Here is a 24,380-nt window from a genome sequence, read left to right as displayed (position 1 = left end):
GATGAAAGAAAAAATTAAAAAATGGCTGAAGCCAGTTCTTTTTACCGCAGGCGGCGCATTAGTTGGCCTTGCATATTACTACTTTGTGGGATGCCCCACTGGAGCTTGCCCGCTGACTTCTAACCCGTTCATCACGATGGCCTATATGGGCTTTATCGGCTGGCTGTTGTCCGGTATTTTCGGAAAGGGGTGCAGCGGTTCATGCAATACGCAGTAGCTTTCCTGGAGGGCATTATCACCTTCATATCACCCTGCCTGCTTCCCATGCTGCCCATCTATATCTCCTATTTTGCAGGTGGTGGAGAACGCAGCACAAAAAAGACCTTGTTGGGAGCGTTGGGATTTGTTAGTGGGTTTACTGTAATCTTTGTGGCAATGGGCACTTTGGCAGGCACCATTGGCAGCTTCCTGCGAGAATACAAAGGTGCAGTGAATTTAATTTCCGGATTGATAGTAATTCTTTTTGGCCTCAATTTTCTAGGCATTTTCAAAATGAATTTGTTCAGAGGCGGCAGTAAAACATTAAACAGTCGTGAGATGGGGTTCTTCCCCGCTATGCTCTTTGGCATAATATTTTCCTTGGGCTGGACACCTTGTGTGGGCGCATTCCTCGGTTCTGCCTTGATGCTGGCCTCTCAGCAGGGTCATGTAATCAAAGGTATGCTGATGCTGCTTTGCTATTCGTTGGGACTTGGCATTCCTTTTCTTCTCAGTGCTATTCTGATCGACTATTTGAAGTCAGCCTTCAACTGGATTAAAAAACACTACCGAATCATCAATACTGTCAGCGGCTGTTTCCTGATATTGGTGGGTATCCTGATGGCAACAGGAACGCTGGGACAGCTACTCAGCCTGCTTAGTTGAGGAGGGTTTATGAATAAAAAGAAGATAATAATGATACTCGTTCTTGTGTTTGTTCTCATTTTAGGTGGCGCAGGAATTCTATATAAACAGCTTGGACAGAAACTGACTCCCAATCTGCTTGCTACACAAACACCGCAGGAAACCGAATCCACAGAAGCCTCCACTCCAACAACACAAGAGAATGAATCAGAAAAGATATTGGCACCGGATTTTACAGTTTACGATCTGGATGGAAATGAAGTTCATCTTTCGGATTTTATCGGGAAATCCGTTGTCCTAAACTTCTGGGCAAGCTGGTGTAGTCCATGTAAAATGGAAATGCCTGATTTTAACGAAAAGTATCTGGAAATTGGTGAAGAAGTACAGTTTCTCATCATCAATATGACCGATGGCTCCAGAGAGACTGTGGAAACTGCATCTGCTTTCATCGCAGAACAGGGCTATTCTTTCCCGGTATTTTACGATACAGATCAGGATGCCGCTGCAACCTACGGTGTTTATTCACTGCCTACCACATATTTTATTGATGAGGAGGGAAACGCAATCGCTCAAGCAACGGGTGCAATTGATGAAGAAACCTTGCAGCAAGGAATTGACATGATTATTTCCGACAGGTGATGATCAGCATATTATATCGAAGTAAAATGCAAAAAAGTGGCCACGGTCTCACACTCCAAAACGGAATGGACCGTGGCTCGTTCTCTACCTTCAGCGCTGTTCTTCTGACAGGCACCAAGCATATTAAATGTTAACTAATAATAGATAGTTGCTTTTGAGCGGAGATCGATTTCTCCGCTCTTTGAAGCGGTCTCTTTCAAAAGGTGTTTTCGTTAATTCCCAAATCTTGCAATATCTGGTGAAGAATCACTAAAATCCTCTTTCGTCGGTTCTGGATAGTTTTCCGGCTACACCCACAAATCTGTGCTGCCTCTTTTACCGTAATTTCCTCAAAGAACAAAAGATAGATCAAATAAGCGTCTTCCTCTGGCAGATTCTCCATAGCTTCTCGAAGTTTATCTATGTACATTTTTTTGAGAACTGTTTCTTCCGGAGAAATATCAGACTGTACAGAAAAGCATCCATTTTCTTCCAGACCTTCAAGACTGCATACTCCATGCATCTGCATTTTCTCATTCTGATATCGCTCCCTGCGCCTTGATTGATACCATTCCAGATAGACCTCTCTGGTCACTTCCACAAGGGTCCCATTTTCTACACGAAGTACATAACTTTTTCTTTCTTTTGGTTTCTTACCACGCATGACTGTTCCCCCCTTTTCCGGTTATTGTGTCCGCACTCTCAAAACTACGCCCAATCCTATTTTTCCGCATCCGCTGGATTGCCTGTGAAAGCATTTTTGACACTGCAGGAGCAGAGATTCCCAGTTCATCAGAAATCTCCCTTTGTGATTTTCGTTGAAAATAAAATTGACAGATTACAATACGCTGGCGTTCTGTCAGAAGGCTTAACAATTCCTCTATCGTTTCCTCAAGAACTACCTGTTCAAGAGGACACTGCATCTTATTCGCCAGAACAAACCATTCTTCTGAAACAGCACTATATGAAATGCAATTTTTATGTTCAAGTACCTCCCGGTTCCGGTTTAACCAATCCTCACCTTCCAATATCAGGCGCACATACCATGGCTGCTTGTCAAAAAACGATTCCCCGATACTGATTTCTTCATTCTCTGATTCATACAGATATTTTCTGCACTGGAAAAGCGAAAAAACCGTTGCACGGCTACATACTCGATACAGAGCATAACCACTTTTGTAAACAGTAATATTCGTATCCGTATCTAATCTCCGGACTGCAACAACAGTATCATGTCTTTCCAGATACTTTGCGCTTGGAGTTTTATCGCTTTGTTCCGGTCTGCCTGTTATCTGTTTCAATTCCTGCAATGTCAGCATAAATACCACCCTTCTGCCAAATAGCTACGGGTGAGCCAAAAGCAGAAGCATGAGTGGCATCCATTCTGACAAAAAGGCAGTAAAAAACAGCTTCCGGTACACCCGTTTTTTTTAAAGGGAGCCTGAAACTCTTTTACCGCCTGTTACAAATTTCTATGTTCTATTTCACCTGCTTATTTGATATATCCGGCTTTGATTGCCCCAAACCCGTTTGATTACCCTTTCCCTTATTACTATCAAGAAAAACAGTGTAATCACCCATAGCATCATACGGACAGCTCCTTCGATAAGCCAGACTTTCTTCTCTTGTCATTCCTGCTTTCCTCCCTTCTGCTTGCTGCCGTCACTATGCTTCTCTGTTATCCAGTTTAACAACAGAACAACAAATTGACCTCGGCAAATATGGGGATATTTTCAAATCTGTGCCCCAGATTTGTGTAAATTGATTTATCTGTATTTACAAATCCCATCTATCAGGCTATCTACAGTCTGAAGAACAATTTTCTGATCTTTCCTGCTTAAACTCTGAATGCGGCAAATCAACTCATAAATCTGACTTTTTTCTTCTGATCCAGTCACATTTTTTCCTAATAAGCCATTCGCATCTGTTTCAAGTATTTCAATCATTTTTCTGAAAATCTCAATGGACATTGCCGTTTGACCTCCCTCAACCCGGCTGACCGTGTTAATGCTGATACCGGCTTTTTCTGCAAGAGCTTCCTGTGATAAATTCATTTCCTGTCTGCGTTTTCTGATACGTTCCCCAAGTTCAATCAACTCTGGTGATGTTGCACGGCTGCCCAACACGGCACCTCCTTCCACATAGATTTTCAAATTTTGCCACTTCACGACATCGTGTCGCAAAGTTTCCCCTTATAAGTCAGAAAAAAGCAGCCAAATATAATACTTAGCTGCTTTTACGAACTGTTATTAAATTTTCTCATCATCTTTTTATTCATCATTCCTATCTGGCTGCTATCTTTCTGACAATCCATAACGCCAGTGACATCATGCTTTCAATCAGATAATAAATTGCCAAGATCAAGTGCCAAATGAGAATGACACCGCCAATCATACCGCCAACCAGAAAATTAAACGCCCAGACACCCACAGTTCCTCCAATATCAAATCCTTTAGGTATAACCCAGACAAACATTCTATGTATCCCAAACGGAATACCCATCAAAATCCATAATTTCAGGTAATCGCATCCGCCATTGTTCACACACAATGGGTAAAATAAGGCAAATAATAATATCGTTGCCACAATCGGAATAATTACTTTTTTGATGAAATCGCTCACTCTCATTTTAGCCTCCTCCATACATATCATGGTTCATTTCTGCCTGATAATAATTACTGATTGTCAATGGCGCATTGTAAAGCGTTGTCAGAAGATATGCTTTGATATTCCCGACTTTTGTTGTGTTCCTGTGCAAACAGAAAAGCACATATTCAATATGCGAATAATTGAGTTTCATAAAACGATTCTTTACAAGTGCCACAGGCTTGTCCACACCAGCAATCCGGATGGTACTGTCATCGGGCATCACCATCACTTCGACCATCAGTTCCACCAGTTCGTCAACATCTTCCTGCTCATGATATTTATATTCGATACGTTCTTGAATCAATTACCGGTAAATTTTCATCTCCTCAATCACATCCCTCTTATCAGGTGAAACAGGACTCCTTGATTGGATTTGATAAGATTGGATAATATCAGTCTCACTTAAATCAGTGTTGTTAATATCAGTCTTATTAGATTGTGATTTTGAAAACTCTTGAATTTCCATTTTCATCATTCCAGAGTTTTGATTTTCATAATTGTTGAATTGTGATTCTGGAAATTCTTGATTTGTGGTTTTCATCATTCCTGAATTGTGATTTTCACTATTCTTGAATTGTGATTCTGATAATTCCTGATTTGTGATTTTCACAATCTTTGAATGATGATTTTCACAATTCTGTGAAATCGCAGATTTTCCCCTCTCTTCTTCTTGCTTTTGCAAATTTGCTCTTTTACACTGCATAAATACTATCTCAGTATCATTTCACGGCTCATCACATTTACAAGAGCTGTCTCTAAACCTGCCAATTCAATATTTGCCGGGATAAAATCAATTCCTTCCTCATGGTAGATAATTCCCTCTCCTGGTTCCAAATCCTCATCATTGATGACCTTCTCCATAATATTTACAAGTGTTACATCCAATTCGTCAGGTTCTCTGATTCCAAGGCTGACCGCCATGCTTCCCTGTGCATCCGCCTCTACAAGCAGTACTTTTTTACCTTCTCTTGCCAGACCGATACCTAAATTAACACAAGTTGTTGTTTTTCCAACTCCACCTTTTTGATTTGCGATTGCGATTACTCTGCACATATACTTTCCTCCTGCTTTACTTTTCTTCTTTTTCTACTTCTGCATAAACACGAAAATATTTATTGGTTCCTTTGTTGGCGAAAGGCTCTGAAACCTCCTGAACGTTCACTTCTTCATGCCGTTCCAGAAGTCCTTTAAACCACCGAATATCCCTTAGTGTGCCTTGAAGTCTAATTTTCAGCATACATATCCTCCCAATCTACATATGAGCAATACTCTGGATAACGGATTTTGATAGCTTCCCAGAAATATCTTGCATATCCACAGCAGAATAATTCTTCAACTGTATAACACCGGCATTCCTTTACCTGTTCTTCTGCATCATTATAATCATTGACACTGGGAGTTCCATTACAATAAAGATTAAATGCCATCCGGACAATCTTTTCACTGCCACTGGTCTGCCAGCCTTCCTGCAGGCACTCTGTTTTCACATAACCAGTTTTAAAATCATAAATCCTGTTGGCATTTTCCCTTGTGTCTCTGTCAATCCCAAGACAATATACTAATGCCTCATGGTATACATCCCGGTATCTGCACTTCGGTAGGTATTCCATATAAAATTTTTCGTGTTCCTTGTTTTTGAAAGTAATTGTGCAAGAATCATTTTTCTCTGCTCTTAACGCTGTGTTTGCCATTTTCTTTTCCTCCTGAAATTTATTTTTTGAATTTAAAAAGGCACTTCATTTTGAAATGCCCTAATATAAAAAATAGGGATACTCGTTCTCAAGTATCCCTATAATCTATCAACTATCTGATAGTCCACTATTCACTTTCATATTCAGGATTTTTTGTGTTCCCCGTACCGAGGTCTAAGGCAACAACTACGGTTACTCTCTGCACAAGTATCTTTTCCTTATGATTTTCACCGATTTTGTTGAAACTGAAAAACTCTACAAAGTGCGTAAATTCAAGGATTTCTAGGTATCTTTCCTTTGTAGTCCCACCACAGTCTCCACATGAACGCCCTGCGGAAACATATCAGTAGTAGAAACCCGCACCAGTTCATAATCCTCCGCACACAGCACCTTCAGATCCCTCGCCAGTGTCGCACTGTCACAGCTCACATACACAACCCTCTCCGGCTTCATTTTAAGGATCGTATTCAGAAGTACCTCATCACAGCCCTTCCGTGGCGGGTCTACCACGATAACGTCTGCATAAACGCCATTCTTCTCATACTCTCTCGGCAGCACTTCCTCTGCTTTTCCGACAAAAAACTCTACATTCTCAATGCCATTGAGCTTCGCATTCTCTCTTGCATTGTCAATGGCCTGTGGTACGATCTCCACGCCGCGGACGAATTTTGCTTTCTGGGCCAGGAACAGGGAGATAGTTCCGATTCCGCAGTACAGATCCCAGACAGTTTCATTTCCCGTAAGGCCGGCGTACTCCAGAGCCTTTCCATACAGTTTTTCGGTCTGGATGGGATTGACCTGGAAAAAAGACAGGGGAGAAATCTGATAGGAAATATCTCCGATGCTGTCCGTTATATAGGACTGCCCCCAGAGGAGACGAAGCTGATCACCCAGGATCACATTGTTCCGTTTTTTATTAACATTGATGGTAATGCTGGTCATTTCCGGAATTTCACAGAGTGATTCCACAAGAGCCTTTTCTGCAGGGATCTTATCTCTGTTTAAGATCAGACAGACCATCATCTCATCTGTATGGAAGCCATAACGAATCATAATATGACGTACAAGACCTTTTCCCGTGGCCTCATCGTAGGGCTGTACATGATATTTTTCCATGTGTCCGATCACACGGTCCAAAACCGCTTTATTCTGTTTCACTCCCAGAATACATTCTCGGTTATCAATGATGGAGTGGGTTCTTCCTGCATAAAAGCCTGTGATGATCTTTCCGTCTTTATTTTTTCCTACCGGAAACTGTGCCTTGTTTCGATAATGATAGGGGTCTTCCATCCCCATGATCGGTTCCATATCAAGATTCTGAAAACCTCCGATTCTTTCCAGATGTCCACGAACCTTTTTCTCTTTAAATTTCAGCTGCTGCTCGTAGGATAATGCCTGAAGCTGGCATCCTCCGCACTGGCGGGCAATGGAGCAGGCAGGTTTCACACGGTATGGAGACGGTGTGATCACCTCCATCAGACGGCCATAGCCATAGTTCTTTTTTGCCTTGATGATCTTGGCTTTGATCCGGTCTCCGATCACGGCGTCTTTCACAAAAACGGTGAAGCCATCGGCTTTCCCGATACCTTCACCGTCAACTCCGCAATCCTCTATATCTAAAGTGAGTATATCGTTTTTACGGAATTCCATGTATTAAATATCTCCTGTTCTTCTTAAATTGGACTCAAAAAGCCGGTTGAAACCAAGCCATTCTTTTTTGCCTTTGTCTGCGTGGAAAATTTCTGTCAGTGTCTCCATCCTTGCATCTGTATTGTCTGCCAGATTCAGGGCAACTGCCTCCGCAAGTGCCGGTTTCTTGGGAGAACCGTACTCCAGCTCACCATGATGTGCAAGAATACAGTGGATCACCTGATTTTCAAGCTTCTCCGGAAAATCCGGGATCTCTTTTGCAAGATCATGTACCATCTGTGCCCCGATCACAATATGTCCAAGAAGCTGTCCCTCATCTGTATAATCATTCATCGGAAAAGCAGAAAGCTCCTTCGTTTTGCCCACATCATGAAGAAGTGCGGTTGTGATCAGAAGATCTCGGTTCAATAGCGGATATGCATTCGCCATATAATCGCAGAGACGGGTCACTCCAAGAGTGTGCTCCATCAGTCCACCGATAAAGCCGTGATGTACGGTCTTGGCTGCAGAATGTCCCTCAAATATCTTCATAAATTCCTGATCTTCTACAAAAAGCTTCTTCAGAAGCTGGGAAAGATAGGGATTCTTCACACTGTTGATAAGCTCTCGTAGCTGGCTCTGCATATCATCCACACTGTTCTCACTAGTAGGAAGATAATCTGCCGGATCATACTCCCCTTCTCCTGCCTTGCGTGCTCTCTTGATATTCAGCTGCATGGCGCCTGCAAAGCTTGTCACATCTCCCATGATCTCAATGTAATCAAGAGTATCAAACTCATCAATTCCCAGAGAATTGGGATCCCAGATCTTACCATCGATCACACCTGTTTTATCCTGAAGGATCAGATTCTCATAGGGCTTGCCATTCTTCGTTGTAGCTGCCTGTTTCTGTTTGCAGAGATAGATCCCGTTTACTCTGTCTCCCTCATGTAATTCATTTAAAAAACGCATAAAATTCTTGCCTTTCTGTTCTTTTTACTTTCAAAGCAGACATACTCACAAACACATCCGCTTCACACTTTGCATTCATAGCCAGACTTTCTTTATGATCTTTGGCCGCATCCCGGTCCGGGCTTTCTGGCATTTCTGCACAGTTTCCACTTACTTCCGGGCTTTATTCAGTATCATAACACATTTTACTTTCCTTTGCTATGGAAATCATGTAAAATAGGAAACGAAGTGTTTTTTTGCATATCCTGTGTTACGCAGAAAAGCACAGAATCAACAGAAGTAACAAAAAGGAGTAACTATAGCAACAATGAACAAAAAAGCATACAAAGCACTTGAATACTATAAAATCATAGATCTGCTCACAGACAAGGCATCCTCCCCCATGGGAAAAGATCTCTGTCGGAAGCTTACCCCTTCCACAGACATTGAAGAGATCCGGTCCATGCAGCTGCAGACACACGATGCCCTTGCACGCCTGTTCAAAAAAGACGGCATTTCCTTCGGTAGCGTCAAGGACATCCGCGGCACATTAAAACGTCTTACTGTTGGCAGCGCCCTGAATGCACCGGAGCTGCTTTCTGTCTGCAGTCTTCTTGAGAATACCGGCCGTGTAAAGGCCTATTCCAGAAGTGACCGTGATGACGGAATGACCGATTCCCTTGACGGAATGTTTGCGGCACTGGAACCTCTGACACCCCTCAGCACAGAGATCCGCCGCTGTATCCTTTCTGAGGATGAGATCAGTGACGATGCCAGCAGCACGCTTCGTCAGATCCGCCGTAGCATCAAAGCCACCAACGACCGGATACACACCCAGCTTTCTTCTCTGGTTGCAGGAAGTGCCAGGAATTATCTTCAGGATTCCGTTATCACCATGCGCGACGGTCGCTACTGTATCCCGGTAAAAGCTGAATATAAAGGCCAGGTTCCCGGTATGATCCACGACCAGTCCGCCACAGGTTCCACTCTTTTCATTGAGCCCATGGCTGTTGTCAAGCTGAACAACGACATCCGTGAGCTGGAGCTGAAAGAGCAGAAAGAGATCGAAGTGATCCTTGCATCCTTAAGCCAGCAGGTAGCTGCTGAGCTGGAGGCTATTCACGCAGATCTTTCCATCATGGTACAGCTGGACTTTATTTTTGCCCGTGCCGCACTTGCCATGGACATGAACGCCAGTGAACCTGTTTTCAACACAGAAGGCCGGATCCGGCTTCGCCAGGCCCGTCATCCACTGATCGATAAGAAAAAAGCCGTTCCTATTGACATCCGTCTCGGGGATGATTTTGACCTCCTGGTTGTCACCGGACCAAACACCGGTGGTAAAACTGTTTCTCTGAAAACCGTAGGTCTTCTTACCATGATGGGACAGTCGGGTCTCCATATCCCGGCGCTGGATCGTTCCGAACTTGCACTTTTCCGCGAGGTTTATGCTGATATCGGAGATGAGCAGAGCATTGAACAGTCCTTAAGTACCTTCTCCTCTCATATGACAAACGTGGTTTCCTTCCTGAAATCCGCAGATCAGGATTCCCTGGTCCTCTTCGATGAGCTTGGTGCAGGTACGGACCCTACCGAGGGTGCCGCTCTTGCCATTGCGATCCTGTCACATCTTCACGAGCAGGGTATCCGTACCATGGCAACCACCCATTACAGCGAACTGAAGATCTATGCCCTCTCCACTCCAGGTGTGGAAAATGCCTGCTGTGAATTCGATGTGGAAACCTTACGTCCGACCTACCGCCTTCTGATCGGTGTTCCGGGAAAAAGTAACGCATTTGCCATTTCTTCCAAGCTGGGGCTTCCGGATTTCATCATCAACAAAGCAAAGGAACAGATCAGCGAGCAGGATGAATCTTTTGAAGATGTTCTGACATCCCTGGAGCAGAGCCGTGTCACCATCGAAAACGAGCGTGCTGAAATTGCCCGTTACAAAGAGCAGGTAGAAGAGCTGAAAAAATCCCTTCAGGAAAAAGAAGAAAAACTGGATGAACGTAAAGAGCGGATTCTCAGAGAAGCCAATGAACAGGCACATGCGATTCTCCGCGATACCAAGGAATACGCAGATCAGACCATGAAGCTTTTCCATAAATTCCAGAAGGATCACGTAGATACCGCTTCCGTGGAAAAAGAGCGCCAGAACCTGAAAAAACGTATGTCAAAAGCCGAAAACGGAATGTCTTCCAGGCAGCAGAAGCAAAAGCCAAAGAAACAGCTGAAGCCATCCGATCTTTCTCTTGGCGATACTGTAAAGGTGCTCAGCCTGAATCTGAAAGGAACAGTTTCCAGTCATCCGGATTCCAAAGGATATCTCTTTGTGCAAATGGGTATCATACGTTCCAAGGTTCATATCTCCGATCTGGAGCTTGTGGACGAGCCGGTGATCACCACTCCGTCCATGCAGCGTACCGGCGCCGGAAAGATCCGTATGTCCAAGGCAGCCAGCATTTCCACTGAGATCAATCTTCTCGGAAAAACCGTAGATGAGGCAGTTGCAGAGCTGGATAAATATCTGGATGACGCCTATATCGCACACATGAAATCCGTCCGTATCGTTCACGGAAAAGGTACCGGTGCCCTCCGCAAAGGTGTCCACAATTACCTGAAGCGCCAAAAGCACGTAGCTTCCTTCCGTCTCGGCGAATTCGGAGAAGGCGATGCCGGCGTGACCATTGTAGAATTCAAGAAATAAAAAGGAGCTGAAGCCATGGCTACAAAACAGAAAATCCTCATTGTTGACGATGACAACAACATTGCAGAGCTGGTTGCTCTCTATCTCACAAAAGAATGCTTTGAGACTAAGATCGTAAATGACGGCGAGGAAGCCCTGAAGCAGTTCCATATTTTTCACCCGGATCTGATCCTTCTGGATCTCATGCTTCCGGGCATTGACGGATACCAGGTATGCCGTGAGATCCGTCACACCTCCGATGTACCGATCATTATGCTTTCCGCCAAGGGAGAAACCTTTGACAAAGTCCTGGGACTGGAGCTTGGAGCGGATGATTACATCATCAAGCCTTTTGACTCCAAAGAGCTGGTGGCACGTGTCCGTGCGGTACTGCGCAGATTTCATGTAAAATCTCCGTCTGCCGCACCAAAGGAAAAATGTGTTTCCTATCCGGATCTGGTGATCAACCTGACCAACTATTCTGTAACTTATATGGGACACCAGATCGATATGCCGCCAAAGGAGCTGGAGCTTCTCTATTTCCTGGCAGCTTCTCCCAATCAGGTTTTCACAAGAGAACAGCTTCTGGATCACATCTGGGGCTATGAATACATTGGCGATACCAGAACCGTAGACGTTCACATCAAACGTCTACGTGAGAAGATCAAGGATAACCCAAACTGGGCTCTTTCCACAGTCTGGGGGATCGGTTACAAATTTGAGGTAAAGGATTCATGAAACAGCATCTTTATACTAAACTGCTGATCCTGTACTTTATGCTGGGCGGAATCTGCTTTCTGCTGCTTTCCTCCGGTGGCTCCTACCTGGTAGAAAAAAGGCTGGAGCGCTCTACCGGAGAGTCCCTTTACCGCACTGCCAGCCAGCTGGTTTCCAAAAATGAACTTCGTCAGGCTGTAAAAAGCCCCAAAAACGAATCCCTCACCCTGGCTCTTTCCTCTGCAGCAGCCTTTCAAAATGCAGATTTCTGGGTTATGGATACAGATGGGAACGTTCTGATAAACACAAACCAGCAGTCCTCTGATTCCGGTGATATCACCGTCAGGAACTTCCGACCGAAAGATTACGAAAATACCTGCTATTCCTCCGGTACGTTTTACGGGACATTAAAAACCACACAGCTAAGCACAGTCGTTCCCATAAAAGATACGGATCTGGTGACTGGTTATCTGGTGATCCACTACCCTATGAAAAACCTCTACGAAAGCCGCAGCAATATCGTAGAGGTTATGATCCTGATCTTTATTGTGATCTATGCACTGTTTTTCAGTTTTCTTCTGATCTATTTTTACAGGGTCCACAAACCTCTGAAAGAAATCTTAAAGGGTGCCCTGGAATTTGCCAACGGAAATCTTACCTACACGATCCCCGTAGATTCTGAAGATGAGATGGGATATCTTTCCCACTCCCTGAATTACATGGCAGACAAGCTGAACAAAAACGGAGAGTATCAACGACAATTCATTTCCAATGTGTCCCATGATTTCCGCTCGCCTCTGACCTCCATCAAAGGCTATGTGGAAGCCATGCTGGACGGTACCATCCCACCGGAAATGCAGGAACGTTATCTGAAAGTCATTGCTTTTGAATCCACCCGTCTGGAGAAGCTTACCCGAAGTCTCCTTACCTTAAACGAACTGGATGTCAAAAAGCGTATGATGCATATGCGGCGTTTTGATATCAATGAAACGATCCGTACCACAGCCGCCACCTTTGAGGGAACCTGTTCAGAACGAAACATCCGTCTGGAGCTCCTCCTTGCGGGAAAAGAGCTTTTTGTCCGTGCAGATATGGAACAGATCCAGCAGGTACTGTACAATTTATTGGACAATGCAGTAAAATTCAGCAGCGACAATTCTTCTATCACACTGGAAACCACGGTCAATCATGGCAAGGTTTTTGTCTCAGTCAAAGACCATGGAAGCGGAATTCCAAAGGAAAGTCTTTCCAGGATCTGGGACCGTTTCTATAAGATCGATGTCTCCCGTGGAAAAGACCGCAAGGGTACCGGGCTTGGCCTTGCCATTGTAAAAGAGATCATCAACGCTCATAAGCAGAATATCAATGTGATCAGCACCGTAGGTGTTGGAACAGAATTTATCTTTACACTGGAAAAAGCAAAATAAAACATCAAAAAACCTCTGATCCGGAAGGCTGTAAAAGAAATATCTCTCAATATCTCCTACAGTATTTCCGGATCAGAGGTTTTTATTTACTCTTTGCAGGCTTATTTCCAGTCGTAATTTCTCAGATGGCCTTCCAGATTCATATGCGTAAAATTATGCTGTCGCAGCGCCTCATAAAGCACAATGGCAACTGAATTGCTTAAATTCAGGGAACGGATATCTCCGATCATCGGGATCCGCACGCAGGTTTCCTGATTGTTTACCAGGATATCCTCCGGGATTCCCGCACTCTCCTTGCCAAACATAATGAAACAGTCATCCTCATACTGCACATCTGTATAAGTCTGAGGTGCCTTGGTGGTTGCGTAATAAATCTTTGCTCCCGGATTCTTTTTGAGAAAATCCTCATAGTCTAGATATCTGGTCACATCCAGATGTTCCCAATAATCCATACCTGCACGCTTGATGGCCTTTTCATTCAGGCGAAAACCAAGCGGTTCGATCAGATGCAGCCTGGTTCCTGTTGCCACACAGGTTCTTCCGATATTTCCTGTATTTGCCGGAATTTCCGGCTCATGGAGCACAATATTCAAAACTCCCATTTATTTTTTTCCTCTTTTCTACATAGCATTAAATATACAAAATATGCATTCGCAATCCGCTTCGCTGCTTGCTCATGAGATCAAAAAGCCAAGCTTTTTGGTCTCATCTTCTGCCGGGCGTTCCAGATATCTGGCATTTCCGCCGCTGTAAAGAAGCCTGTTATTTCCGGAATCGGTCTGCCCGATCACTGCTGCCATGATCCCCTCTCGCCGCAACTGCTGCACAAACGCATCACCGCCATGGATTCCCATAAGAATACTTCCGCCGGAAAGCAGCTTGTACGGATTCACATCAAGGATCTCACAGATCTCTATGGTTTCCTGTCGGATGGGCACACTTCGAAGATCTGCACTAAGACCTACTCCGGATGCCTCCGCCATTTTCCAGAGGGCAGCAAGAAATCCGCCTTCTCCCATCCGATATCGGGCACTGGCTCCGGATTCTTCCGCCATTTTCCAAATTTTATCATTCTCTGTTCCTGTTCCGTAAACCTCAGGAAGCTTTACAGCATCCTCGAGAAAACGTTCTGCAAAAAACTCCCGCAGCCTGTCATGATAATTCTTTGTGATCCATGCAGTTCCTTCTGCTGCCACAGGGCCTGCCACGATCAGCTCGTCTCCCGGCATAAGCCGTCCGTCTATCTCTGCCTGAAGCGCCTCCAGTGCTTTTTTTCCAAGTTTCATAACTGCCGCCTTAATAAATGATAAGTGAAAGCACAGTCGGAACTACCATTGCCAGTACCAGAATAACTGCGATGATCGCTGTGATCACTTTTCTTTTTTTCGGATCAAACATTCCCATAATTATTATTCACCTCATCTGTAATATCCGTTAATTGCGCATTGTTGGTCAAAGGATCCCTGTCTGTATAATCAAAAAGAAGCTTCTTTCCGTCCCGGAACACCTCGATATGGGCGGTTTTCGGGATTTTTTTCGCTTTCCGGTAATCCCAGATTAGCCGCTCATACGGCTTCTGGTCTGAAGCAAAGGATGGCCTGCTCTTTAAATTCTCTCGAAGATAAAGATCCAGGAGCATTACATCGGAAAGTGCTTCCGACGGAATCTCTTTCTGTTCTCCGGCAAACTCCATAAGGATCTCATAGCGCCTCATCCTGGAATGAGAGATCTCCGAGTATCCTTTTTTCTCATAAAATCTGCCAAGTGCCTCATACATCCGGAAAGGATCGTCAAAATACTTCTCCAGAAATACAAGAGTATTTTTGAACTGCCCACTATTATAATACACTTCCACCATACTTTCCACCATTTTCAGCCTTAAAATCTCCCCGTAGGTCAGCCAGGCTGTGGAAAGTACCTCATAGGGTTCCCGATCCTTGTAAAGAATCTGATATTCCCCTGTCATTTCCATCATGTATGATCCCTTCAGCACTTTCAGAAAACCAAGCTGAAACTGTTCCGGACGCAGTGCGTAAACATCGCAGAAGGACTTGTGGAAGCTGTCGTATCCCTCATAGGGAAGTCCTGCGATCAGATCCAGATGCTGGTGGATATTTCCAAAGCTATGGATCTGCTCTACAATCCCTTTCAGCTTTTCAAAATCCATGGTTCTCCGAATGGCTTTGATGGTCTGAGGATTGGTGGACTGTACACCAATCTCCAGCTGGATCAGTCCCGGACGCATGGTTTTCATCAGCGCCAGCTCCTCCGCACGGAGAAGATCTGCTGAAATCTCAAAATGAAAATTGGTGATCCCGTTATCATTCTCCGTAATATACCTCCAGATCTCCATGGCATGGTCATGCTTGCAGTTGAAGGTACGATCCACAAATTTGACCTGAGGAACTTTATTATCAATAAAAAACTGCAATTCCTTTTTTACAAGCTCAATATCACGGAACCGAAGCTTCTTATCTATGGAAGAAAGGCAGTAACTGCAGGAAAAGGGGCATCCCCTGCTGCTCTCATAATAAATAATGCGGTTTTTAAACTCTGTAAGATTGCTGTATGCAAACGGAACTTTACTTAAATCCATCAATTCCCGCCAGCCCGTGTGTACAATATCCCTGCCTTTGTTTTCATCACGAAAAGCCACTCCGCGGATCCCGCTCAAAGTTTCCGGTTTTCTTTCTATATAATAACCTGCCAGTTCATGGAAGGTTTCCTCTCCTTCTCCCACCATCACTCCAAAAAACGCAGGATTCTTTTTCAGAAATTCCACCGCATCGTAGGATACCTCCGGGCCTCCTGCCCAAAACTCCACCTGTGGAAGGATTTTCTTAAGATCCGGCACCAGCTCCCTGACAAAGGAAATATTCCAGATATAGCAGGAAAAGCAGACCACATCCGGCTGCTCCAGATAAATATCTTTTAAAATGTCATCCCTGATCTGATTGATCGTATACTCTTTGACCACAACCCTGGAGCTGTATTCTCCGGAACAGGATTTCAGGTTATATACCGCAAGATTGGAATGGATATATTTTGCATTGCATGCTGCAAGTAAGATTTTCAAATTTTATATTCTCCTAACTTCTGTCGGATAATTTCTTTCCCCGGCAGTTTTCATTATTTCTCTGTTGATCCTTTTCGCTTTATGATTATAACGTTCCCGCCACCGGATGTAAATAGAAAAACAGGGATTTCCCTCCTGCCGCAAAAATGCCGTTTTTGTTGTATTTCCATCCAAACAGCGTTAAAATGAGTACTATATATTTTTATAAAGGAGTAATCTTTTTATGGATCGAAACAGCTGTCTGAATTATTTTCAGGCGTTTCCCTTCTGGGAACATATGACGGAAGAAGATCGGAATTTTCTTCTTGATAACATTCGCGAGCTTCATTACCCGGCAGGTGCTGCCATACAGTCTGAAGAGCGCCAGTGCCTGGGAACTCTTTTTCTTCTGAATGGAGTTCTCCGTGTTTATCTACTGTCCGCTCAGGGAAAAGAGGCCACCCTGTACCGTTTAAGGGACAGTGACATCTGCACTCTTTCCGCCTCCTGCATGCTTTCTGCCATTACATTTGATGTACAGATCGATGCAGAAACAGACTGTGATCTGCTTCTGCTTCCGGCAGTTCCTTTTTCCCGGCTGATGAAAAACAATATCTATCTGGAAAATTTCATCTACAAACGGACAACTGAACATTTCTCAGATGTGATTGCAGGAATCGAACGGACATTTTTTATGACCCTGACTCAGAGAATCGCAGCCTTTCTTCTGGATGAAGCTGCAGATACCGGTTCCGATGAACTCGCTCTCACACAGGAAGCCGTCGCCCGCTCCATCGGAAGTGCCAGAGAAGCTGTCAGCCGCAGCCTTAAAAAAATGAATAAAGACGGCTCTATCCAGATCTCACGGGGATCGATCCGCATTCTGGATAAAAGACGTCTTTATGAAATGATGAATACTTTTTAATTTGAAGATGTTTTAGGTGCCGGCTGCAGGATCCACCAGAACAGCATCGGCATAATAGTCATTACCGGCCACATATAACGGATCATCCCATTTACAGGAGACACAAGACATATCAGTATATTCAGCACCGGTATGGCAAAGATCAGGAGTTTTTTCCATTGCTTCATCACCAGAAGATATCCCATCAGCAACAGAGTAAGCCAGGTATACGTTCCTGCACTTAAGATAAGTCCCAGGCCAGGTGCGCGCATCCATAATTCATCATAAAGCCGGAATATATACTGGATTTTTTGGGGTCCAACATAACTGACATCGATCCCGGCTTTCTTCTGATACAGTTTATCTATGTAAAACCGGTACACGCCCTGCTGTCCTCTTCCCATATGGAACGGATCATTATAACTGTAGATATTATTCAATGTCGCCTGGATATATACTCCCGGATGACGACGGAACATGGCAAACCAGGCTTTAAAATAATCTTTCATGTATCCATCCAATTTAGGATCATTATCATCATCTCTGAACCTGAATGTAATTTTCACAGGATCCGACAGTTCCGGATTATACTTCTCGGCAAGAACATCATAATCCAGGATCCTGTTGATCGCTTTCTTCTCACTTGCGGTTACATCATCCGGATATTCTCTCAGATATCGGGCAGTCTGCTGAAACGGTACCGAAAGCATTTCACATCGGGATCCAGGTGCCACGCCAAGGGCAGGTGCTACCCCCTTTTCTACGCCCAGATAACAGGCAAAAACACAGACAGCCACAATAAATGCATATTTCCTCGCGCCCTTTACTAGGAAGAAAAACAAAAGGATCAAAGAAGGCAGGACTAGATGAATGCCATTATTTCGGGTAAGACAAACACTGATTCCCAGAAGAAATAAATATACTGCCTTTCTCTTGGAAAAGGAATGACAAATATCTATATACACTGCAAAATACAAAGTAATGACTGCCGTATATAATCCATCTTTGATCACTGCCTGCGCATAGCTTCCAAATATGGGAACAAATGCAAACAGCAGAACAGTACCAAAAAGTATCCATTTTGGAGCCTTCCATCTGTACAGATAGCGGACTACCGCACTGTAACACCAGATTTCCACAGAAGTAAACACAATGACGATCAGAAATACTCCAAAATTATAACACCAGATAGTTTTTCCAAGTGTCAGCAGTCCACCCATGATCATCGTCAGGACCCATGGATGATGATTGTCCAGCGGCATAGCTCCCAAAAATACATCCAGCTGCCGAAATCCATCTGCCGGGATCGAACCTGGGAGAAATGCCAGGATAAACGGTGTCCATCCAATGATCATAGATATCTTTGCCAGGCGGAACCACATTACTTCTTCCTCTCTGGCCGGGATACGCCCACAGGCCTTTCGGAAAAACTCCATCTCAGGAATCCTCCAAAAATAAGTGATTCCCATATCACAGATAATATAAAATCCTATAAAGCATCCGGCTGAGATCAGGATCTGTTTCTTTGCGCCAAACAGAAAATCCCAGTTTCCATTTGTAAAATAAGAAGTTCCAAGAAGCATTCCCGCCGAAAAGATCACTGCCAAAACATGTGCCTGCCAGTTTCTGTATTTCCGGTAGCCCTCCCATCCTTTCACGTATAAAATAAGAAGCAGGATCCATGCAAGCAAACTTGTGCATCCCAATCCATTATAAACATCACTCATTTTTTCTACAGAAGTATTTCCATCCATTGGAAGGCCCGTAAAAGAAAAGGCCAGCGCTGTGATCATTGCCGCGATCACAGGCACTGCATTCTTTTTTATTATTTTCTCATCCATATTTTTATTAACCCTTGTCTAAAATTTTCAGTAAACCAACAATGCTCCGGAAACCGTTTCGGTTCCCAGAGCTGTATCTGTTTTTTCTGTTTTCTGTTTTGGTTACTGAAGCGCTGCCTCAAGCTCTGTCTTTGATGTCAGTCCCACAAAACGTGCGGTCTCTTTTCCTTCTTTGAATACCAGCAGTGTGGGGATACTCATGATCTTGTACTGCTGTGCCAGTGATGGCTCTTTGTCTACGTCAACCTTGCCAACCTCATATCCGGCTTCTGCAAGCTCTTCCACGACCGGAGCCTGACGTCTGCATGGTCCGCACCAGGTTGCCCAAAAATCTACCAGTACCGGCTTTTCTGCCTTTAATACCTCAGTTTCAAAATTGTCTGTTGTAAAAACTTTTGCCATGATAAAATTCCTCCTTGATCCTGTATTTATTTTTAGTATCAGCTTATGCTTACGCCTTCAGAAGCTTCCGCACATACTGACAGGCGGAAAGTCCTGCCTGGGCACCGTCATGAACAGCTTTTGCCACCTGGAGAAGTCCACCGGTGCAATCACCTGCTGCATACAGTCCCGGAACTGTAGTCTCCATCTCTTCATTGACCCGGATATTTCCTTTTTCATTCAGTTCCGCTCCGATCTGGCGGGCCATCTCCGAGCTTCCGGCTGTACCAAGTGCTACAAAGACTCCCTCTGCCGGCACAAAAGAATCTGCTCCGGTACCTGCTTCCTGCATGGACACATCACTTTTCAGGCGGATGCCGGAAACACGCTCATCTCCTTCGATCGCCTGGATCTTCATGGTGTTAACCGGAAGCGGATTTTCTCTTGAAAATTCCGGTTTCTTTCCATCTGTAAAGATCGTCACACGGGAAGCGGTATGAGAAAGTTCTTCTGCTTCATGAAGAGCAAAATCACTGTTTCCAAGCACTGCCACTTCTTTTCCTCTGTAAAAAAATGCGTCACATACTGCGCAGTAGCTGACACCTTTTCCCTCAAATTCCTTTACTCCCGGAATCTTGGCAGAAGCTCTCCTGCTTCCGGTTGCCAGGATCACGCTGCGTGCCTCAAAATCTCCTGCGGTAGTTTTCACCTCAAAAGTATCAAAACCACCCATTCCCACAACCTGGGCATCCAGGATCCGTACTCCAAGTGCTCTTGCCTGGGCAAGGCCTCTTTCGAAAAGCTCTCTGCCGGACAGCGGCTGCTCCAGTCCGTAATAGTTCTCGATCTTCTCCGCTTTTTCCAGTGAACCGATCCCTGTATTTATGATCAGCGGATTCATATTTCCTCTTGCCGCATAAAGTGCTGCCGAGATCCCGGCCGGACCTGCTCCTATGATAATGATATTCTCCATTTCAGACACCTGCTTTCTTCTTCGTTTGGATCTGTTCTATAATATACGCTTCGCATTGGTCTGTTTCTGTGATCAGGTCACTTTTCCTTCACAGAAGTCATTATACCACATTCCCCCAAAATTACACCTTTTTTTCAATAGCTTTTATTTGCGTCTGTTTCTCTTCTATGCTATTATTATAACGACTTTAAACCAATTAAATGAATCAAGATGATACCCCTGCGGGATCATAAATATCTGCTTGACCTGTAAGGAAACGGATTCCTTATATTTATCAATAGATCATGAATCATAAAAAGGAGCCTAATCTCTATGAGAAATTTTGAATATTTTACCCCTACCCGGGTTATTTTCGGAAAAGATACACACCTTAAGATCGGCACTGTTCTAAAAGAGCAGAACTGCAGCAAAGTACTGATCCATTATGGCAGCCACAGTGCAGTAAGCTCCGGTCTGATCGATGAGATCCGATCTTCTCTGGATGAAGCTGGAATTTCCTATGTCACTCTTGGCGGTGTGGTTCCCAATCCCCGTCTCTCCAAGGTACGTGAGGGTATTGAGCTTTGCCGCAAAGAACAGGTTGATTTTCTTTTGGCTGTTGGCGGTGGCAGCGTTATTGATTCCTGCAAGGCCATCGGCTATGGACTTGCCAATCCGGATACAGATGTATGGAACTTTTTTCTCCGCACCGAAACCCCAAAAGCCTGTCTTCCTGTAGGCGTTATCCTGACGATCGCAGCTTCCGGAAGTGAAATGAGCGGATCCTGTGTGATCACCAATGAAGAGGGCTGGCTGAAACGGAGTAGTGCCCGCAACGATCTGTGCCGCCCACGTTTTGCTATTTTAAATCCCCGCCTCACCTATACCCTGCCGCAATATCAGACTGAAAGCGGCTGTGTGGATATCCTGATGCATACTATGGAACGGTACTTTGTAAATATCGAAACCATGGAGATCACCGACAGTATCAGCGAATCTCTGATGCAGACCGTGATCTATAACTCCCGGATCCTGATGAAGGAGGCGGATAATTATACTGCACGGGCAGAGATCATGTGGGCCGGCAGCCTTTCCCACAATGGACTTACCGGCTGCGGAACCGGCGGTGGTGACTGGGCCTGTCACCAGCTGGAGCATGAACTGGGCGGCACCTACGATGTGGCTCACGGAGCCGGTCTTGCCGCTTTGTGGGGAAGCTGGGCACGTTACGTTTATGATGCAAATCCGGAACGCTTTGCCCAGTTTGCAGTCAATATCTTTGACATTCCCTGCAGTACCGACTTCAACAAAACTGCACTTGCCGGCATAGAAGCCATGGAAGATTATTTCCGTTCCATCCAGATGCCTACCAGCCTTCATGAGCTTGGTCTTAATCTTACAGAAAAGGAGATCCATGATCTGGCGTTTAAATGCAGCTTTGAAGACACCCGTACCATCGGTGTGTTCAAACAGCTGAACATGAAAGATATGGAAAAAATCTATCTTGCTGCCAGATAAATCTGTAGCCATAATATTGCAGATGTTTTTTTGAAAATCAGATTTTTCAGAAAAACATCTGCTTTTTTTATTTTTTCCTTGCATTCTCTACATAAATGTGTTAAAGTAACAAAGTACTCGAAAGAGACATGCCCAGATAGCTCAGTTGGTAGAGCAGAGGACTGAAAATCCTCGTGTCGCTGGTTCGATTCCGGCTCTGGGCATTATTTTTTTACTCTGATCGCAGAATAGCCTCTGCTGGTCAGAGTTTTTTTATACAAAAAACTGCTGCAAATCCCCTGTGGAATCTACAGCAGTCTTTTTCTGATCACTGAAGCAAATAAACTTCTGTATAAAACACGCCCTTCTGCTCTGCTTCGGAGTGTGTTGCCACATATACATCAATACAATTGGTCCGGATCGCTCCTCCACAGTCCTCTGCAACATAAACCTGTCCATTGATCACTACTTTGGAACCGTATGGGATCTGACTCGGATCCACTGCGATCGTACGGTTAGTAGTGGCCGTTACTCCTGTGGAAGTAATTCCATTCGCCCATGGTCCGCAACAGATGCTGCACGGACAATAATGCGTGATCCGGAATGTTCCCAGTGGTTTCAGTGTCGCGTCAGAAGATACTGATACCGGCGTTCCGATCTGTACGCCAGATGCGGTACTTCCGGAACCACCTGTGGAAGTTACACCATCTACCGCATCCGCAAAAACGCCCTCCCCGGAACTCTTAGTAAGGGATCCTGCTTTTGTATTCTTTTCCTGCTCTGCCTTGGCCACTTCCGTAGCCTGATAACCTTCCAGACAGCTGGTCGGAATATAGCCGACGTGATCTGAACCACTGTCATCTGTGTAAACGATCCTGCTCCAGATAGCATCTACCGTACCTGTTCTTTTCAACTCATCATCCTGAAGGACCTCTCCTACAACCTCTCCGTCCTTCTTGCCGGGATAATCCAGGATATCACTGTCCTGTGCCGCTGTAACTGTATCCGTAAATTTATTTACGATCTCCATATCACTGAGCACGCTGTCCGAAACATAACCGATGATCTTGTTCTCACCTTTCTTTTGGAAGGTCACCTTGCTCCAGCCATTGTCACAGACTGCAACTCTTTCAAGTTTCGTTCCCAGTATCACAGAACGCAGCTCTGTACCACTGTCTCCCGGATTGGACCGGATTTCCGTATTTTTCGCTGTAACATAAAGCGTATCACTCTTCGCCAAAACATTTACTGTATTTCCCGCCCCATCATCGATCTGAAACTGCTGAGGTGTTTTTTTCTCCTTTGTATATGTATCCAGTGTTGCTTCATATCCCAGTACCTCTGCTGATACGGATGCAGGGAAAAGCATAGAAGCACATAAAATAACTGCCAGAAGTTTTTTTCGCATGAAATCTTGCCTCCTTTCTTCCGGCATTCTACGGTTTGTCCCGACTATCATAGCATACCAGATCATATTTTGCAATTTCACAGGACAGTCTTCAGAAATTTTTAACAAAAAGATCATATTTTTTAACTGGTCAAATCTATCCGTAACGGATACAATACTTATATGAATACAAAACACAAGAAACCAACCCTTACTAAAAAACAGCGCCACAAACTCCGTGTACAGCAGGTGCGAAGGCAGAAGATCTTTCTGACATGTCTTTTTCTGCTGATCGTGGGCTGTATCCTTCTGCGTTTTTCCAAATTTTCCTGCAGGCAGGAGGAAGCCCATCAGATCAATGCAGCCTGTGAAGCTTATCGCGATGAGGTTTCCAGCGAAGCAGCACAATATGATATGTCCGACTATGTAGACCTGATCCTGGCTGTGATGATGCAGGAAAGCTCCGGACAGGGTACCGATCCCATGCAATCCTCAGAAGGAGCCTACAACACCAGATATCCTCAGCAGCCCAATGGTATCACAGATCCTTCTTACTCTATTTCCTGTGGCATCCAGGAGCTGAAATATGCTCTGGAAAAGGCTGTCTGTACCGGTCCGACTGATCTTTCCAAAATCCGTCTGGCTCTGCAGGCATACAATTTCGGAGCCGATTCCTATTTTGCTTATCTGGAAGAAAACGGTCAGACTGTGTGGACGGCCCAAAGTGCTCAGGCCTTTGCTCAGATGGCAAGCGGCAACACACAACGTGATGAAGATGATCCCCTTCATGATCCTGCCGGTCCATGGGACTATGGTGACCAATACTATCCGGATCATGTTTTGCGCTATTACCACTTAGACAATAACTCATAAACCACCGAAATATTGTCATATACAAGTTCTATTTCAGATGTCTGGAATAAACTTTATATGTTGTATATAATTTCAAAAAAATTCCAAAAAACATTTGACAGAATATAAAATCTATGCTAATATATGTCTTGTCGCTGAGGAAAATACTTGAAGCGATAAGACATATGCGATAGTGGCGTAGTTGGTAACGCGCGACCTTGCCAAGGTCGAGACCGCGGGTTCGAGCCCCGTCTATCGCTCTTCAGAACTCTGAGTTTTTCAGAGTTCTTTTTTATT

27 protein-coding genes, 2 tRNA genes and 1 pseudogene are annotated in these 24,380 nt (G+C 44.5%); 11 read left to right on the top strand and 19 right to left on the bottom strand.

Annotated features, from left to right (window positions below):
* Nucleotide 1: 1 nt before the first annotated feature.
* Genes ACTNDQ_RS09635 through ACTNDQ_RS09625 form a run of 3 tightly spaced genes read left to right on the top strand, consistent with a single transcriptional unit; the run spans nucleotide 2 to nucleotide 1,482 of the window.
* Nucleotides 2-217: a hypothetical protein gene (locus tag ACTNDQ_RS09635; RefSeq protein ID WP_235249362.1), complete on the top strand. Its 216-nt coding sequence runs from the start codon at nucleotides 2-4 to the stop codon at nucleotides 215-217.
* Nucleotides 202-864 (top strand): cytochrome c biogenesis CcdA family protein, encoded by a 663-nt coding sequence (locus ACTNDQ_RS09630; RefSeq protein ID WP_441064461.1) that lies wholly within the window; start codon nucleotides 202-204, stop codon nucleotides 862-864. Before ACTNDQ_RS09635 ends, ACTNDQ_RS09630 begins: the two co-directional genes overlap by 16 nt.
* 9 nt (nucleotides 865-873) lie before the next feature.
* Complete coding sequence (locus tag ACTNDQ_RS09625) at nucleotides 874-1,482, top strand: TlpA family protein disulfide reductase (RefSeq protein ID WP_441064460.1); 609 nt, start codon at nucleotides 874-876, stop codon at nucleotides 1,480-1,482.
* Nucleotides 1,483-1,678: 196 nt separating this feature from the next.
* On the opposite strand, the gene ACTNDQ_RS09620 is transcribed toward ACTNDQ_RS09625, so the two are convergent.
* The 12 genes and pseudogenes from ACTNDQ_RS09620 to ACTNDQ_RS09565 all read right to left on the bottom strand — a co-directional run bounded on the left by ACTNDQ_RS09620 (nucleotide 1,679) and on the right by ACTNDQ_RS09565 (nucleotide 8,402).
* Nucleotides 1,679-2,125: an RNA polymerase sigma factor gene (locus ACTNDQ_RS09620; protein ID WP_278796046.1), complete on the bottom strand. Its 447-nt coding sequence runs from the start codon at nucleotides 2,123-2,125 to the stop codon at nucleotides 1,679-1,681.
* On the bottom strand, nucleotides 2,115-2,780 hold the full coding sequence (locus ACTNDQ_RS09615) for a sigma-70 family RNA polymerase sigma factor (RefSeq protein ID WP_278796047.1): 666 nt from the start codon (nucleotides 2,778-2,780) through the stop codon (nucleotides 2,115-2,117). Before ACTNDQ_RS09615 ends, ACTNDQ_RS09620 begins: the two co-directional genes overlap by 11 nt.
* Nucleotides 2,781-2,940: 160 nt before the next feature.
* Complete coding sequence (locus ACTNDQ_RS09610; protein ID WP_441064459.1) at nucleotides 2,941-3,093, bottom strand: hypothetical protein; 153 nt, start codon at nucleotides 3,091-3,093, stop codon at nucleotides 2,941-2,943.
* A gap of 134 nt (nucleotides 3,094-3,227) precedes the next feature.
* Nucleotides 3,228-3,587, bottom strand: coding sequence for a helix-turn-helix domain-containing protein (locus tag ACTNDQ_RS09605; protein WP_441064468.1), 360 nt, complete (start codon nucleotides 3,585-3,587; stop codon nucleotides 3,228-3,230).
* Between the two features lie 157 nt (nucleotides 3,588-3,744).
* Complete coding sequence (locus tag ACTNDQ_RS09600; protein ID WP_441064458.1) at nucleotides 3,745-4,089, bottom strand: DUF6050 family protein; 345 nt, start codon at nucleotides 4,087-4,089, stop codon at nucleotides 3,745-3,747.
* A gap of 1 nt (nucleotide 4,090) precedes the next feature.
* Complete coding sequence (locus tag ACTNDQ_RS09595; RefSeq protein ID WP_278796051.1) at nucleotides 4,091-4,414, bottom strand: DUF6017 domain-containing protein; 324 nt, start codon at nucleotides 4,412-4,414, stop codon at nucleotides 4,091-4,093.
* Nucleotides 4,415-4,813 carry a hypothetical protein gene (locus tag ACTNDQ_RS09590; RefSeq protein WP_441064457.1) on the bottom strand — a complete coding sequence of 133 codons (399 nt, stop codon included), beginning with the start codon at nucleotides 4,811-4,813 and terminating at the stop codon, nucleotides 4,415-4,417.
* A gap of 8 nt (nucleotides 4,814-4,821) precedes the next feature.
* Nucleotides 4,822-5,163, bottom strand: a pseudogene (locus ACTNDQ_RS09585) (ParA family protein); the annotation flags it as partial.
* Between the two features lie 16 nt (nucleotides 5,164-5,179).
* A complete protein-coding gene (locus ACTNDQ_RS09580) occupies nucleotides 5,180-5,347 on the bottom strand; it encodes a hypothetical protein (protein ID WP_182447830.1) in 168 nt (55 codons plus the stop codon).
* Complete coding sequence (locus ACTNDQ_RS09575) at nucleotides 5,334-5,801, bottom strand: DUF6075 family protein (RefSeq protein ID WP_288787273.1); 468 nt, start codon at nucleotides 5,799-5,801, stop codon at nucleotides 5,334-5,336. Before ACTNDQ_RS09575 ends, ACTNDQ_RS09580 begins: the two co-directional genes overlap by 14 nt.
* A gap of 282 nt (nucleotides 5,802-6,083) precedes the next feature.
* Nucleotides 6,084-7,451 carry a 23S rRNA (uracil(1939)-C(5))-methyltransferase RlmD gene (gene rlmD / locus ACTNDQ_RS09570; protein ID WP_278796054.1) on the bottom strand — a complete coding sequence of 456 codons (1,368 nt, stop codon included), beginning with the start codon at nucleotides 7,449-7,451 and terminating at the stop codon, nucleotides 6,084-6,086.
* Nucleotides 7,452-7,454: 3 nt separating this feature from the next.
* The gene (locus tag ACTNDQ_RS09565) at nucleotides 7,455-8,402 is read right to left on the bottom strand and encodes a 3'-5' exoribonuclease YhaM family protein (RefSeq protein ID WP_015524370.1); all 948 of its coding nucleotides are present in this window, start codon (nucleotides 8,400-8,402) and stop codon (nucleotides 7,455-7,457) included.
* A gap of 307 nt (nucleotides 8,403-8,709) precedes the next feature.
* Between ACTNDQ_RS09565 and ACTNDQ_RS09560 the strand changes: the two genes are divergently transcribed.
* The 3 genes from ACTNDQ_RS09560 to ACTNDQ_RS09550 are packed head-to-tail and all read left to right on the top strand — an operon-like array spanning nucleotide 8,710 to nucleotide 13,214.
* Complete coding sequence (locus ACTNDQ_RS09560; RefSeq protein ID WP_441064456.1) at nucleotides 8,710-11,091, top strand: endonuclease MutS2; 2,382 nt, start codon at nucleotides 8,710-8,712, stop codon at nucleotides 11,089-11,091.
* A 15-nt stretch (nucleotides 11,092-11,106) separates the two neighbouring features.
* Nucleotides 11,107-11,808 (top strand): response regulator transcription factor, encoded by a 702-nt coding sequence (locus ACTNDQ_RS09555; RefSeq protein ID WP_015524367.1) that lies wholly within the window; start codon nucleotides 11,107-11,109, stop codon nucleotides 11,806-11,808.
* The gene (locus ACTNDQ_RS09550) at nucleotides 11,805-13,214 is read left to right on the top strand and encodes a sensor histidine kinase (protein ID WP_279201319.1); all 1,410 of its coding nucleotides are present in this window, start codon (nucleotides 11,805-11,807) and stop codon (nucleotides 13,212-13,214) included. Before ACTNDQ_RS09555 ends, ACTNDQ_RS09550 begins: the two co-directional genes overlap by 4 nt.
* Nucleotides 13,215-13,315: 101 nt before the next feature.
* On the opposite strand, the gene trmL is transcribed toward ACTNDQ_RS09550, so the two are convergent.
* The 3 genes from trmL to ACTNDQ_RS09535 form a co-directional block, all read right to left on the bottom strand.
* Nucleotides 13,316-13,816, bottom strand: coding sequence for a tRNA (uridine(34)/cytosine(34)/5-carboxymethylaminomethyluridine(34)-2'-O)-methyltransferase TrmL (gene trmL / locus ACTNDQ_RS09545; RefSeq protein WP_015524365.1), 501 nt, complete (start codon nucleotides 13,814-13,816; stop codon nucleotides 13,316-13,318).
* Nucleotides 13,817-13,888: 72 nt separating this feature from the next.
* Nucleotides 13,889-14,500 carry an AIR synthase-related protein gene (locus ACTNDQ_RS09540; protein WP_110103447.1) on the bottom strand — a complete coding sequence of 204 codons (612 nt, stop codon included), beginning with the start codon at nucleotides 14,498-14,500 and terminating at the stop codon, nucleotides 13,889-13,891.
* Nucleotides 14,501-14,604: 104 nt separating this feature from the next.
* Nucleotides 14,605-16,290, bottom strand: coding sequence for a B12-binding domain-containing radical SAM protein (locus tag ACTNDQ_RS09535; RefSeq protein WP_412225787.1), 1,686 nt, complete (start codon nucleotides 16,288-16,290; stop codon nucleotides 14,605-14,607).
* 223 nt (nucleotides 16,291-16,513) lie between these two features.
* Between ACTNDQ_RS09535 and ACTNDQ_RS09530 the strand changes: the two genes are divergently transcribed.
* Complete coding sequence (locus ACTNDQ_RS09530; protein ID WP_441064455.1) at nucleotides 16,514-17,194, top strand: Crp/Fnr family transcriptional regulator; 681 nt, start codon at nucleotides 16,514-16,516, stop codon at nucleotides 17,192-17,194.
* Here the strand turns inward: ACTNDQ_RS09530 and ACTNDQ_RS09525 are convergent.
* The 3 genes from ACTNDQ_RS09525 to ACTNDQ_RS09515 form a co-directional block, all read right to left on the bottom strand.
* Entirely contained in the window at nucleotides 17,191-19,014 is a 1,824-nt protein-coding gene (locus ACTNDQ_RS09525; RefSeq protein WP_441064454.1) for a DUF6020 family protein, read from the bottom strand. The two genes, ACTNDQ_RS09530 and ACTNDQ_RS09525, sit on opposite strands and share 4 nt — an antisense overlap.
* 102 nt (nucleotides 19,015-19,116) lie before the next feature.
* Complete coding sequence (gene trxA, locus ACTNDQ_RS09520; RefSeq protein WP_021651804.1) at nucleotides 19,117-19,416, bottom strand: thioredoxin; 300 nt, start codon at nucleotides 19,414-19,416, stop codon at nucleotides 19,117-19,119.
* 49 nt (nucleotides 19,417-19,465) lie between these two features.
* A complete protein-coding gene (locus ACTNDQ_RS09515) occupies nucleotides 19,466-20,368 on the bottom strand; it encodes an NAD(P)/FAD-dependent oxidoreductase (RefSeq protein WP_441064453.1) in 903 nt (300 codons plus the stop codon).
* Between the two features lie 312 nt (nucleotides 20,369-20,680).
* Here ACTNDQ_RS09515 and ACTNDQ_RS09510 point away from each other — a divergent pair, with 312 nt between their 5' ends.
* Nucleotides 20,681-21,865: an iron-containing alcohol dehydrogenase gene (locus ACTNDQ_RS09510; protein WP_278796063.1), complete on the top strand. Its 1,185-nt coding sequence runs from the start codon at nucleotides 20,681-20,683 to the stop codon at nucleotides 21,863-21,865.
* 130 nt (nucleotides 21,866-21,995) lie between these two features.
* Nucleotides 21,996-22,068: transfer RNA gene (locus tag ACTNDQ_RS09505), tRNA-Phe, on the top strand.
* Between the two features lie 104 nt (nucleotides 22,069-22,172).
* On the opposite strand, the gene ACTNDQ_RS09500 is transcribed toward ACTNDQ_RS09505, so the two are convergent.
* The gene (locus ACTNDQ_RS09500) at nucleotides 22,173-23,252 is read right to left on the bottom strand and encodes a 3D domain-containing protein (RefSeq protein WP_441064452.1); all 1,080 of its coding nucleotides are present in this window, start codon (nucleotides 23,250-23,252) and stop codon (nucleotides 22,173-22,175) included.
* 162 nt (nucleotides 23,253-23,414) lie between these two features.
* On the opposite strand from ACTNDQ_RS09500, the gene ACTNDQ_RS09495 reads away from it, so the two are divergent.
* Both ACTNDQ_RS09495 and ACTNDQ_RS09490 read left to right on the top strand, forming a co-directional pair.
* On the top strand, nucleotides 23,415-24,104 hold the full coding sequence (locus tag ACTNDQ_RS09495; protein ID WP_278796065.1) for a lysozyme family protein: 690 nt from the start codon (nucleotides 23,415-23,417) through the stop codon (nucleotides 24,102-24,104).
* Between the two features lie 166 nt (nucleotides 24,105-24,270).
* A tRNA-Gly gene (locus ACTNDQ_RS09490) sits at nucleotides 24,271-24,343 on the top strand.
* Nucleotides 24,344-24,380 lie beyond the last annotated feature (37 nt).

It is taken from the genome of Blautia massiliensis (ex Liu et al. 2021) (assembly GCF_052064225.1).
In the GTDB taxonomy this organism is placed as follows: domain Bacteria; phylum Bacillota; class Clostridia; order Lachnospirales; family Lachnospiraceae; genus Blautia_A; species Blautia_A fusiformis.
The sequence above is the reverse complement of the archived record's forward strand: the minus strand, read 5'-3'. Positions and strand labels throughout refer to the sequence as shown.